The organism is Aeribacillus sp. FSL K6-8210, assembly GCF_037963925.1.
GTDB classification, from domain to species: Bacteria; Bacillota; Bacilli; order Bacillales; family Aeribacillaceae; genus Aeribacillus; species Aeribacillus composti.
This window is the reverse complement of sequence record NZ_CP150172.1, coordinates 3016913-3029973: the sequence shown is the minus strand read 5'-3', so window position 1 is coordinate 3029973 and position 13061 is coordinate 3016913. Positions and strand designations below refer to the sequence as shown.

General features: G+C 38.8%; 11 protein-coding genes and 2 pseudogenes. 8 read left to right on the top strand and 5 right to left on the bottom strand.

Annotated elements, in window-relative coordinates:
• Positions 1-349: 349 nt before the first annotated feature.
• The 4 genes and pseudogenes from NSQ41_RS14680 (at position 350) to NSQ41_RS14665 (ending at position 3480) form a co-directional block, all read left to right on the top strand.
• Positions 350-769: a hypothetical protein gene (locus tag NSQ41_RS14680; protein ID WP_339210230.1), complete on the top strand. Its 420-nt coding sequence runs from the start codon at positions 350-352 to the stop codon at positions 767-769.
• A gap of 306 nt (positions 770-1075) precedes the next feature.
• A pseudogene (locus NSQ41_RS14675) lies at positions 1076-2272 on the top strand (RHS repeat-associated core domain-containing protein); the annotation flags it as partial.
• A 19-nt stretch (positions 2273-2291) separates the two neighbouring features.
• Positions 2292-2630 (top strand): Imm8 family immunity protein, encoded by a 339-nt coding sequence (locus tag NSQ41_RS14670; RefSeq protein ID WP_063387345.1) that lies wholly within the window; start codon positions 2292-2294, stop codon positions 2628-2630.
• A 460-nt stretch (positions 2631-3090) separates the two neighbouring features.
• Positions 3091-3480, top strand: a complete 390-nt coding sequence (locus NSQ41_RS14665; RefSeq protein ID WP_339210228.1) for a hypothetical protein — start codon at positions 3091-3093, stop codon at positions 3478-3480.
• 340 nt (positions 3481-3820) lie between these two features.
• Here the strand turns inward: NSQ41_RS14665 and NSQ41_RS14660 are convergent.
• A protein-coding gene (locus NSQ41_RS14660) for an IS3 family transposase (RefSeq protein WP_339210226.1) occupies positions 3821-5049 on the bottom strand; the annotation gives its coding sequence in 2 pieces (ribosomal slippage) (positions 3821-4761 and positions 4761-5049; 1230 coding nt in all).
• Positions 5050-5143: 94 nt separating this feature from the next.
• Here NSQ41_RS14660 and NSQ41_RS14655 point away from each other — a divergent pair.
• Positions 5144-5365: a hypothetical protein gene (locus tag NSQ41_RS14655; RefSeq protein WP_339210224.1), complete on the top strand. Its 222-nt coding sequence runs from the start codon at positions 5144-5146 to the stop codon at positions 5363-5365.
• Positions 5366-5567: 202 nt separating this feature from the next.
• Here NSQ41_RS14655 and NSQ41_RS14650 read toward each other — a convergent pair whose 3' ends face one another.
• Positions 5568-6005: a hypothetical protein gene (locus NSQ41_RS14650; RefSeq protein WP_327856371.1), complete on the bottom strand. Its 438-nt coding sequence runs from the start codon at positions 6003-6005 to the stop codon at positions 5568-5570.
• A gap of 234 nt (positions 6006-6239) precedes the next feature.
• Between NSQ41_RS14650 and NSQ41_RS14645 the strand changes: the two genes are divergently transcribed.
• A complete protein-coding gene (locus NSQ41_RS14645) occupies positions 6240-7421 on the top strand; it encodes an IS701 family transposase (protein ID WP_339192808.1) in 1182 nt (393 codons plus the stop codon).
• A 66-nt stretch (positions 7422-7487) separates the two neighbouring features.
• Here NSQ41_RS14645 and NSQ41_RS14640 read toward each other — a convergent pair whose 3' ends face one another.
• The 3 genes and pseudogenes from NSQ41_RS14640 to NSQ41_RS14630 form a co-directional block, all read right to left on the bottom strand.
• Entirely contained in the window at positions 7488-7994 is a 507-nt protein-coding gene (locus NSQ41_RS14640) for a hypothetical protein (RefSeq protein ID WP_052659386.1), read from the bottom strand.
• A gap of 383 nt (positions 7995-8377) precedes the next feature.
• Positions 8378-9660, bottom strand: a pseudogene (locus NSQ41_RS14635) (IS110 family transposase).
• A gap of 118 nt (positions 9661-9778) precedes the next feature.
• Positions 9779-10333: a hypothetical protein gene (locus tag NSQ41_RS14630; protein WP_339210222.1), complete on the bottom strand. Its 555-nt coding sequence runs from the start codon at positions 10331-10333 to the stop codon at positions 9779-9781.
• Here NSQ41_RS14630 and NSQ41_RS14625 point away from each other — a divergent pair.
• Both NSQ41_RS14625 and NSQ41_RS14620 read left to right on the top strand, forming a co-directional pair.
• Positions 10307-10966, top strand: a complete 660-nt coding sequence (locus NSQ41_RS14625) for a hypothetical protein (RefSeq protein ID WP_130158294.1) — start codon at positions 10307-10309, stop codon at positions 10964-10966. The two genes, NSQ41_RS14630 and NSQ41_RS14625, sit on opposite strands and share 27 nt — an antisense overlap.
• 422 nt (positions 10967-11388) lie before the next feature.
• Positions 11389-12999 carry an IS1634 family transposase gene (locus NSQ41_RS14620; protein WP_339192846.1) on the top strand — a complete coding sequence of 537 codons (1611 nt, stop codon included), beginning with the start codon at positions 11389-11391 and terminating at the stop codon, positions 12997-12999.
• Positions 13000-13061 lie beyond the last annotated feature (62 nt).

Here is a 13061-nt window from a genome sequence, read left to right as displayed (position 1 = left end):
CAAAATTGCATATAGAGCATATAAAGCAGGTAAATTTTCAAGAACTTATAGGCTAGCAAAAAAAGTTGCAAAAAAACATGGAGGTACTTTGGAAAGAGCTAAGGGCAATGGATGGAAAGTATCTATTCCTGATGGAAAGCACTCCTATCGGGTTAGAGTGATGAATGCTGGCTCTGGTAATAGAAAGAAAGCATATTATCGAATAAGTCATTCCAATATGGTTCATTCGATAGGTATGGCAACAAAAGTAGTGATAGGTTACACACACATATTAATCTTTCAAGGAAATCTTATAAAGAAATAAGCCATATTTTAAATAAAAAATATTAGAACAGAAAGAAGGAGTAATATGGGGAACGCTGATATACAGAAAATACTTGATAAGCTATGGGGCGCTGAAATTTTAGATACACACGTAGACTTACTAAATGACATTATAAAATTTAAGATTAAGATTACGGATGATAAGGTTGTAAAATTTCATGAAATAGCTTTTATTGATGTTTCTTCATTTTACTTTGTGAAGGATAGTGAAGAATTTAGATTTAATTTTTATGATAGGGAAAAAGTGGATTTTTTGGAGTTAACCTCCATCCATTATCAAAACGAACCTTTAGGTGAACTACATTTTTGCTTACCAAATGAGGAGGAATGGAGTAAACAATATCATTCTAAAGTAAATATTATAATAGAAATTTGGGATTCAATTTTGTTGATTGAGACAAGAAAAATTTCTCTAGATGGAAAAATAATAAATATAAAAAAATAATTTATTATTTGATTTTGAATTGAGGATGGCTATTTTGTTAGAAGGGCACAAAAAATTTTTTGTTGTACTCTACAAGAGTTAATCATTACTTCAACTTCAGATGGTATTGACAGAATTTTATTAGAAAGTAATTAAAACCTTAAATATGAGAGGGAAATTTATCGTTTAAAAGGGGGAATCACCCCCTTTTTTTATAGTTAAATTTTTGAGGATTATTTATAAACAACGTTTAGCCTAATTTTAGCTAGATTAACCTTTGAAGACATAGGTTCGTTTAAACAGTCTTTAGTTACAATGAACAACAACTATACTTATGACGGATTTAATTAGTTGAAAGAAAGTTGCGAAAACAAAGGATGGACAATCGACGACAACCACGGCCGATTATAATGCGGCGAATCAATTGGTTCGTTTCGGCGATGAAACGATCACGCACGATGCGAACGGCAACCGGACCGAAGACGGTGAGTACCAATATAAATGGAACGAAGCCGATCAACTCGTCTCCATCACCTGAAAAGGCGAAAGCACGCCGTTTGTGACCTACAAATACGACGAAGACGGCCGCCGCAGAACATTAATAGCGTAATTACAAACTACCACTATCAAGGCGACAGCCTCAACGTCTTGTATGAAACCGATGCGAGCGGAACGGTGGTACAATCGTATGTATACGGAGAAAACGGGCAGCTGTTGGCGATGAAAAAAGGTAGTGCCACCTACTTTTACCACTATAACGCCCATGACGATGTCATCGCCTTAACCAATGCCCAAGGAAACATTGCCGCGCGCTATCAATACGATACATGGGGCAAGATTCTTTCCCAATCAGGTGGGATGGCAGAAGAAAACCCGTATCGCTATGCCGGATACCAATATGATGAAGAGACCGGGCTATACTACTTGATCGCCCGTTACTATCATCCAACTCATGGCGTGTTCTTGTCGTTAGATCCAGATCTAGGAGATTCAGACGATATCCTGACACAAAACGGCTATACGTATGCGAACAACAACCCAGTCATGTTGGTGGATCCGGATGGGCATTTTGTGTGGATGGCGATTAATGCGGGATTTGCGGCGTATGATGGGTATAAGGCCTTTAAAAAAGGCGGTTGGAAAGCGGCGGCGATTGCAGTAGGCGTAGGGCTTGTTGGTGGTGCTGCTTTTAAAGCGTATAGAATTTATAAAGCAAAAGAAACAGCCAAGATTATGAAGATTTTACTGGCGGCTAAGCATGGAAAAGGTAACACTACTATAGAAGTAGGTAGAGTAAGTAAGAGACTAGCAAAAAAGGCTGGGAAAGCATGGGGTGGACCAGGGGCTAAGCCACTTTACAAAAATGGTAAATGGATAGGATATAGAAGTAAAGATAAATCTAAAGTATTTAGAATGCAGTATAAGAAAAAAAGAAGGGTATATCAAGCGAATTTTGAGGAATTTTATAAGAGTCCTATCAACAAAAAGACATATAAGTTACGAAATGCACACCTTAATTTTTAGCATGGAGGGAGACATATAAATGATAATTCCTGAATTATTTTGTTTAACGATAATGGATGAAGACTGGGGAGAGGAGGTTGATGATTTTTGGATAGAAATTGAAGCGGATATTGGTATCAAGGGGGACTCAGATTCTGCTGAAGTATTTACTATTTATGTTACAAGTCCAAAAAGGTTAGGGGATATGGTGGAAAAGTCAGGATTGGAGATAGCTAGAGGATTGTTTATAATGAAAGACTTTAATATAAAAAGTGTAGAGAATCGTCTCAAAAAAATACTTGCCCATTGTTCAAGAAAAACGTGGAACGAAACAGCTTTAGTTATTAGTCGGTACGCTATTTGGGAGTATGAAAACTAAAACGAAGTATAATTGGGAATTTTTTAGATATACAAATCCAATCTATTTTCCTAATATGTCGTCTTGTTAACGTAGGGGTACTTTAAAGATATCAAACCTATCTTGACAGAAACACAGAATATTGATGAAGCCTTTTTATGAAAAATTTTTGTTTAGAGCTCACGATGTTTTTTGCAAAATAAAAGTGCAGAGAATTGCAAAATCCTTATGCAGTGATATGCAATGGGGCTTTACATGGAGGAGGAGCCATGATAACCTTTTTTGGTTTTGCCAAAACTGTTGAAGCTGGCGCTTGGCTAAAGAATCATGGGTATAGAGGATCCATGTCAAGCCCTTGATGGATAGATCACATATATGTATATTTATTCAAAATTTTGATAAAGATATACTGCAACACTCTGTATTTTTTTCTTGCAGAAAACACCGTGGGCCATATGAGAAGGTTCTCCCGAATCTAAAAGTGAAGTCAAAGAAAATCGATGGCGAAACGTATGTACTCTGTTACAATCCGGACGCTGAAGAACGTGATCGAGCGAGTCGTCAAGTCGTGTTAGAAAACCTTCAATCGAAGCTTGATGAACTCGGTCCATCTGGACTCGTCAAAAACCGTGCGTATTCCAAGTTTTTAACGATAGAAAAAGCATCGGCCAAAATTGATGAAGAGAAGGTATCCAATGACGAAAAGTTTGACGGAAAGTACGCCATTCGTACCAACTCGTCATTAACGGATGGAGAGGCAGCACTTGCCTATAAAGAATGGTGGAGAGTGGAACAATTCTTTCGTAGCCTGAAGTCGAATCTAGAACTTCGCCCGATGTACCATCGAGTGGAATCTCGTATTCCGGATTAACCCCCGAGTTTTGGACATAGTTACTCTTAGTCTATCTTTTTCTTAAAATAGCTCTCTTTTTCTTGATTATGAACCCTGCGCTTCTTGTCCGCCACCATTGACCTTGCTTTTGTCCGTGTTGGGGGATCGGCGCAAGATCGCTAAAAAAACAGCCTTTAGGGCTCTTCATGCGCCCAATGCTAACACGGACAAACCGATTCTAAGTATTCGCTGGTGGGCCCCGACCCCTTCCATCGCCTCCTCACAATCGGGCGCTGCGGTCAATGGCAAGCAGCTGCGCTGTGGCTCTTTTCGCAGCCGGACAAGGGATTCCTGTCGGCCCTGACTCCTCATGAATCGATCATACGCGAACCTCTTCGATTTCCAATTTATTTTGCTTGTTTTGTTCGTAAAACTCCTGAGGTGACAGGTCCAAAATACTTGAATGCATCCGTCTTTCGTTGTAGAAGACCATAAAATCCGTGACGGCTTCATAGGCCTTCGCGTAGGTTTCAAACTGCCACCTTGAAAGGCAATCATCTTCAAAGATTCGATGAAAAGATTCAATATGGGCATTCATATTCGGTGTTCTCGGCGGAATCCTTTCATGTTCGATCTGGTATTTTTCGCAAAATTCCTCAAAAGTATGGGAAACAAACTGTGGCCCATTGTCTGTTCGAATCACTGGTTTGATCTCTGCGCTGAATTGTTGCCGTCTTAACAATGCCTGTTGAAGTGCTTGGACGGCATCTTTGGCTGTATAGCTGAATCCGTTGTGATAGGCGACAATTCCACGGTCATATACATCGATGATGGACATGACGAAGAAAAACCGGTCTTCCCCTTCGATGTAGCCGTATTTGATATCCGCTTCCCATAGCTGGTTTGAGTCTGTTACCGTACGGTTTCGTGCCAGCTTCCTAGGGGGTTGGGCCTTCTTTTTGCGCTGCGGCCGTAGAATACCCAGCTCTTTGCACAGACGGTTGACTTTCTTCTTGTTGAGGACAAGGTTATATTCGCGGCGAAGCCTCTTGGTCAGCTTGCGGTAGCCATAGTTGAAGCCATCGCCAGCAATTTCCTCCAACAGGAATTCTTTGATTTGTTCGTCTGATACTTTTCGCCCGTCTTCTGCGAAGGAATAACCTGGTGCCGGACGCCCCTCACTCACTTTTTTCTCTTCCACGCGGTAGCTCTTTTGATAATAGTAGGTGGAACGAGCAATCCCTATAATCTTTAGCACCTTGGAAATGGAATAGCCTTTTTGGATCCAGTTGTCGGCTACTTCAATTTTTTCAGCAAGTGAGGGTTTTTCTTTTTTATCATGTCGCGTAAAATCGCGATTTCAAGGTCTTTTTCACCAAGCAATATTTTGAGCTTTTCATTTTCCTTGGATATTTCTTTCGGGTCAAGGTCCGGCAAAACAGTGACATCAACATCACCATATTTACCATCTTTATATTCCCGCACCCAACGGGATACCATGTTGGAATTCAGTTCATAACGGCGGGCAACAAGGCTGTTATTGCCTGTCTCCTGTGCCTCTTTGATGACTTGTAATTTAAACTCCTTGGAGTGTTTGGTTCGTGTCATGTTGTTTAGCCTCCTTGGTACATTAAGCAGTATATTATTTTTTACTCTTATTGTCCAAGTTCATTTAGGGGCTAAATAGATTCGAGGCCATATCATGGTTTGTTTCCTTGCGCTTGTCATGGAATCCTTTTTGGCCTATAAGCTAAAAGAAATAGGATGCCAAACAAGTGTAAAGGATATTTTGCATGATGTAAGCCAGATGAAGGCCTCGAAAATACGCGTGAATGGTGAAGAGCAAATCGTTCGTACAGAATTACAAGGTCAAGCAAATCTAGCATTGAAGCACTTGTCACACAAGCGCCTCCTAGAGTATTAGAAAAAGACACGTGCCACTAACAAGTGTAGTGGTACGTGTTGTGGGTAAAGTCCAAAACACCAGTATTTTCGGGCTTTTTTTTAGTGTACTCTGTCAAACTTGAGTTAAACGCTAAGGAATTTAATCGATAAAAAACTTCTTGCATTAATGTAAGAAGCCTCCATTTTTTGTGTACTTGGAAAAATAAGTAAAGTAAAGTTGTCTAATTCCAATCTTTTTTTGTTATTATAAGATATTCTCTGTCCTCTATATTTAATTGCAAAGGTGAAATTAAATCCTTTAATTTTAACTCTGTATATTTTAATACAGGATCATTTTCTTCCCCGTACCATGTGGTATAAAGTTCCATATAAAAGGAGTGCTTAATTGCTTCTGTGATATAGTCAAAGAGTAATTTTAAGCATTTTATATCGGTATCAGAACCATTTTTAAATTGCCCTCCTTCAGGAGTGATGGTAACACAATAAGGGTTTTTGAGATGAACAGGCCTTTCAGCTTTTTTTATTTTTTTTACAATAATAGCTGTAAAATCCAAATCCGACCCAAAAAAATTAATGTTTTTCGTTACTTGTTTTTCTTTTCTACCGAATGTACCAGTAGGTAAAGGGTATTTCGATGAAAGAAAATACCGTTGAGTCATAAGTTCATTCCTTTCGAAATTAGGAGTATATACCATTTATATCTAAAAAATCAAGTTGTATACTGTTAAAATCAAAAACGCAACTAATTAAAGTTGCGTTTTTAATTTAATTACTGTAGATGAGCAAATTCACTAACATAAATTTACATCCGAACAAAAAAGGAGACATGAACCCGATTCCTTGGTTAGAATAGATGTGCCAACAAACCATTCACACAAGGAGGTTCATGTCTCATGAATAGATTAGCACATCATCAAGGAATCCACAAGTTTTTCACGATGTTGGGGTTGGCACTTTATTTTTCAAAACCTGTCATGAAGCATCTCGTTCATATCGTGGATGCGATGATCACGAAAGGCTTTTCTGGAACGTTGACCGATCTTCATCATTGGAGCTTTCACCCCAATCATCGAACGACACTCAGCCATTTTTTCACGAAAAGCCCTTGGGATGAAGAGACGCTGCTTGGCAAACTCCAGCAATGGATGCTTCATCGTGTCGAACGGATCGCCAAACAGAAAAATCAACCCCTTTTTGTTTCGATCGATGATACGATTTGCCAAAAAATCAAGCCTTCGTCACGGGCAACGCACGCCATTCAAGGGTGTGATTGGCACTATTCTCACACAGAGAAAAAGTCGATCTGGGGACATTCTCTTGTTTGGCTCATGGTTCATACGATGACCCAGGCTTTTCCCTTTGCGTTCCGCCTCTACGACAAGGCGGCTGGGAAAAGCAAGGGGGAACTCGCGATCGAGATGCTTTCTTCTTTGGATGTACGCCGTCCCGTTTATGTGCTGATGGATTCGTGGTATCCATCGCAAGCGCTCGTGGAAGCCTGTCTGAAAAAAGGATTTCACGTCATCGCGATGCTCAAAACGAACCGGATTCTCTATCCGAAAGGCATCGCCATCCAAGCCAAACAGTTTGCCCGCTATATCGAACCGAACGACACCCATCTCGTCACGGTGGGAGAAGAGCGTTATCGCGTGTATCGCTACGAGGGATCGCTGAAAGGTCTCGATGATGCCGTTGTGTTGTTGGCTTGGAAAGCCGATCAGCCGATGACACCTGAACATCTTCACTGCGTCTTGAGCACCGACCGGGAGCTAAGCGATGAAGAGATCTTGCGCTACTATGCCCAGCGTTGGTCGATCGAATGCTTTTTTCGACAAGCGAAAGACCAGCTGAAGCTCGATGGGTACCGCGTTCGTCAACGTCGTGCGGTGAAACGGTATTGGATCTTGGTGCAACTCGCTTATGTGTACAGTATGGTCGAGTCCAACAGGGATTTCTCTACTGGGCTTGATCTTCTCCGAACGAAGAAAGGGCATAGTCTCGTCGAGTTCATTTACCATGCAGCGAAGCAAGATATTCCCATTGATGTCGTTAAAAAACAGCTCCATGTGGCATAAGGGGTACTCCGTTTGTCTCTTTTTACATGGTAATTATTGTAATGAAAATTGCTCAACTACAGTTAATTAATTAATGTACCCTCCACGAACTAATGCTCTAAGGAAATATTCATATTCCTCATTTCCAAGAACGCAGTCCTCTTCATTAATACCTTTAAAAATGATGAATTCATTGAGTATTTGATTGGAACTACCTTGAATGGTAAAGTTACTTATAAATTTTTGATCATCCGATTCAATTATGATGTTAATAGCAGTTTCATCTTTTATGATTTGATTTTTTTCTTCTTGGCTAAGCTTTTGGTCATTTAATATTTGCTTTTTAATATAGTCTCTTTCTTCCTTTTCCTCCTGAGACAATATATTGTTCAACACTTCCTCATCGTCAATCGTATAACAATACACGATGTTTTGACGATTTACAAAGGGATCCGAGTTTAAGTCTTGAAAATCCTCTTGATCTCTTTTTTTAGCTTGATATTTCTTTTCTAATATATTGCTTACTTCATCTATGGAATACTTATACGGCAATCCCGATTCTATAAACCTTTGATGGATTTCCTTAAAATTCATATAAACTGTCACTCCCTCTATAAACTTTAATTTTCTTCAGAATTCTCACGTTTTCTTTAAATTTCACTAACTTCCATAGCTTCTTCACCTCATGTTAGTGGATATTAATTCAATATATTTACATGGTAGTGTCCGTCTTATCGAACAGATTTACAATATCTGTAATATACTGTATGACCGTGCTAGAAGTCTCCACACTTCTCATGGTCGCTACTCTCCCATGTATCACTGGATGATAAGTTCCATACATTCCTTTGTCCTGCGTATCCATGAGGTGGAAGTTGGATATGCTCCTATACAGGGTCAGGCCCGAATGGTGAAAATATACTCAAACTCTGCACTATTGGTGTTTGTCAGAATCATAAGTCGTTAGATAAAGGTTTTTAAGCAACCTGTAATGCGTTTAATTGAGGTAATCTTTGTAATAGCTTTGATCCATCAAACTCACACTGTTTCTTTCCTATGGCAAATAACACGCGTAATAGTTTACAACACAAGGCAATCAGTGACTGTTGTTTCTTTAATGGCCTGTCTGGTCGATTGGTATAGTAATGGTACAAGGATTTCAACACAGGATTATGGGCAACCAGTGGGCGAATGGCTAGGTATAATGCTTTTCGCAGCGACGGCGACCTCTTTTCGTTATTTTCGTCTGCCCTTTATACTTGCCCGAACTGTGTTCTTTTAACGAAAGCCCTGCCAGATTGACTAATTGTTGCGGATGATTGTACTTGGTCAAATCCCCTACTTCCGCAAAGAACAAAGCGATGGTCGTATGACTGAGTCCCGGGATATTCGTCATTTGCTTCGCACCTAGTATGCTTTCAACCATGCCTTCTAGTTCCTCGTCTAATTGGGCTAACTGTGTCTTGTAAAGTTGATATTGATCCAATAGACAATCCAATTCTCTTTTAGCGAACTGGATTCCGACCTCAATCCCAACGCTCTTGTTCGCTGCCTCTACGAGTCTGGTTGCTCTTTTAATCCCAACTCCACGCTGTACATGCGGTTTCCATTTTTGTAGTACTTCTTCTGGTGTCAACTTTTGAATATCAGAAGGAAATGGAAACATACACAAGGTATGAAAGGCGGCTTTCCCTTTCCAATCTCCAAACACATCGAAAAACTCTGGAAAATAACGTTGAATGACGTTTTCAATCCGCCCTGCAATCATCATGAGTTGTTTGATGAGCTGATCTCGTAATTTGACGCCTTCTCTTAGTTCAGCGTATACGACTTCTACTAGGTTCGGTACAGAGTATCGCCCATCTTTGATTAACTGCGCAATGACACGAGCGTCTTTTGTATCGTTTTTTGTAGGCGAATTGTCATCCAGTTCTTTACTTTTTTTAACATGCATAGGATTCACTAGCACTACATCATAACCTTTTGCCTTTAGAAAGTAGGCAAGATTTAGCCAATAATGACCGGTAGGCTCCATTCCAAACATCACGTGATCCTTATGATTGTCTTTTTGGTGACGATTGACACAATCTAACAAGGTTTGAAAGCCGTGTATACGATTTTCAAAGATCAATCTCTTGCCAAATTCTAAGCCTCGATCATCTTGAAAACGGGCTACGTGCTTTTCTTTCGCTACATCAATACCTACAATAAGAGTTGATGGTGTAATTTGAGAGATTTTTTGATTTTGTGTATAATTCATCTTGAGTCCTCCTTGGTTTATTTAATTTCGGGGTCAATGCGCATTGACACCCTGTACTATACCAAGGGGACTTTTTTTATCAAACCTCAAATTTCTTCATTACAGGAATGCTCCTATTTTAATAGAACGAATGTCCACCTATTCTTTTATTATAAGCATCTCTTGCATGATAATGCCAAAAGTAATTGCTCCCGGTACCATGTTTTTCTGCTTTAGTAGGTGCATAGTATCCTGCTTTATCTGCTATAGTCCAAGCAAGGGAACTACTTCGAGACCAAATATCTCCCCCAGCTCTTAAATGTGACGCAGCAGTTGATTGAGAAACACTGTTCCCAATATACAATTTCCCATTATACAATTTTGCTATATAGTGTTTTGGATCCTTTCTTTTTAAGGTGCTTACAACTTTAGTAGCTGCATAATAAGTCACTCCAGCTACAACTGTTGCAGCAGAAATAGCAATCAGATGAGAAACCAGGGACCCTCCTAAAACTACACCTATTGGGACCAAAAATGCTATTGATGCTTCAGTTTGAGTGGTATCAACGAAATACTTTTCATTTGTCTCTAAGTCAGTAAAAGTGGCGATAAGGACATCCTCTGTTAGAAAAATATATAGGTAATTAAAGTAGATGGGGGAATTGCAATGAATGAAAAAATACTTGAGTTGCATGAATTACTTACTTCTAAATTTAAAGAAATGAACGATGATTCGTTAAAGGAGATTGAAGAGACATTATTTAAAGCTTTAAATTTTGATCGGAGGAAAGCCCCCGAAAAAACAATATTAGAGGTAAAAATAAAATTCAAAAAAAATAACTTAAAATCTAACGTAATAAGTAAAGGGGATATTTTTGAAATTTATTTAGAAGATATTAGTAAATATGTATACGGTGTTGTTGTATCTGGAGAAATAAGTAGAAACAGAAACGAAGAAATTTTAATTGGCTATCTGAACAAGTTCTCTTCAACAAAGCTTCCAATAAATGAGATTTTCCAGATGATAAAAGCGAAACAATTTTTATTCATAGCCAATACAGGAATCACTGGGATTAAAAAGGGAAAATGGATATTAGTCACAAATTATACTAATAAAATATTTGATGATGAGGAATTACGTCAGTTGCCATATAAAATTTATTTTATGGATAAGTATTATAAAAGCGTTGGTGACAGTGTAAAGGAAATTTTAGAATGCGAGGTGATTTCTAAAGAAGAAGCAGATAAAATCCCTAACCCTCTTGGAATCGTTGGTGAAAAAGAAATTGAAAATATGTTAATTGAAACATTCAAAAGTACTATTTAAGAATTCTGACGCTCTGTTTGAAATTAAATTTTGCAAATACCGTATTCAAGCTTACTAGAGAACAAAACTCAATGGCTTCTCAGCTTGTTGTTAATAAGTTTAAGAAAAGTAAAATTTAAAAAAAATAGTTTTAGAGTATATAAAATGGAAGTTGAAGTTTTATTACAAAATTTAAAAAATTACTATAATCATGATAAGGGAAAAAGAAATGCTGAAACTTCATTCGTTTAATCCTAAAGATAAACCAGAATATATAAAAATTAAGCTCAAGTTTGACACCATTTCACTACATGTGGATAACTAAAGGTGATTATACCAATAGTTATCCACTTTTTTTATCGAAAATATAATCATTATGTAGTGTTATGTGGATAACTTTTGTATATCCAATAATATGTAATATATGTTATACTATTAGTGCTATGTATATTCGAATTAATAAGCAAAAAAATAAAAATGGTTCAGTTCGTCAATATCTACAAATATGTCGTACATTTCGTGTAGACAATAAAGTTCGGCAACAAACGCTTTGTAATCTAGGGAGGTTAGAACATTTATTAGAGAATGGCTCTGTCGATAACATAATCGAGGGATTAGCCAAATTTTCAGAGCGTTACTTTGACCGAATTCACGGGCAAGGCTCTTCCTCTTCTGTCTCCGTGCTTTGGACAAAAGAGTTTGGGCCGGTTTATCTGTTCCGAAAGGTATGGGAAAAGTTAGGGCTTGGTCGGCTATTACGTAAAATCATGGATGATTCCGAGGCTGCTTCTCAGTATGACGAAGCCATTTTTGCCATGGTGTTAAACCGTCTCATGGATCCCAATAGTAAGCATTATATCTTCAAACAATGGATCGACACGATTTATGCAGAAGGTCTTTCAGACATTCAACTCCATCACTACTATCGTGCATTAGACTTCTTAAGTGAACAAAAAGAAAAAATTGAGGAACAACTTTATGGACATTTAACCGATTTAACTTCATTAGAAGTAGATATCGTGTTTTACGACACGACAAGCACCTATTTCGAAGGAGAGGAAGCAGACGAACTGCTGGCTCACTATGGTTACTCCAAAGATCATCGTGGAGATCGAAAACAAGTCGTGATTGGCTTATTAATGACCAAAACAGGGATTCCGATTGGGCATCAAGTCTTCCCTGGAAACATGCATGATACGAAGACATTTGGCATGGTGGTTGGAGACCTGAAGAAGCGCTATCCTATTCAGAAAGTCATTCTAGTGGGAGACCGCGGAATGGTTAGTGAAGCCAACTTAGATCAAATTCGTGAACTGGGCATGGAATATATTGTGGGTGTCAAATTACGAAAGTCGAAGAAAGCCCAAGAGCTATTATCCATCCGTGGGCCATATAAGAAGGTTCTCCCGAATCTAAAAGTGAAGTCAAAGAAAATCGATGGCGAAACGTATGTACTCTGTTACAATCCGGACGCTGAAGAACGTGATCGAGCGAGTCGTCAAGTCGTGTTAGAAAACCTTCAATCGAAGCTTGATGAACTCGGTCCATCTGGACTCGTCAAAAACCGTGCGTATTCCAAGTTTTTAACGATAGAAAAAGCATCGGCCAAAATTGATGAAGAGAAGGTATCCAATGACGAAAAGTTTGACGGAAAGTACGCCATTCGGACCAACTCGTCATTAACGGATGAAGAGGCAGCACTTGCCTATAAAGAGTTGTGGAGAGTGGAACAAGCCTTTCGTAACCTGAAGTCGAATCTAGAACTTCGCCCGATGTACCATCGAGTGGAATCTCGTATTCGAGGCCATATCATGGTTTGTTTCCTTGCGCTTGTCATGGAATCCTTTTTGGCCTATAAGCTAAAAGAAATAGGATGCCAAACAAGTGTAAAGGATATTTTGCATGATGTAAGCCAGATGAAGGCCTCGAAAATACGCGTGAATGGTGAAGAGCAAATCGTTCGTACAGAATTACAAGGTCAAGCAAATCTAGCATTTGAAGCACTTGTCACACAAGCGCCTCCTAGAGTATTAGAAAAAAACACGTGCCACTAACAAGTGTAGTGGTACGTTTTGTGGGTAAAGTCCAAAACACCAGTATTTTCGGGCTTTTCTTT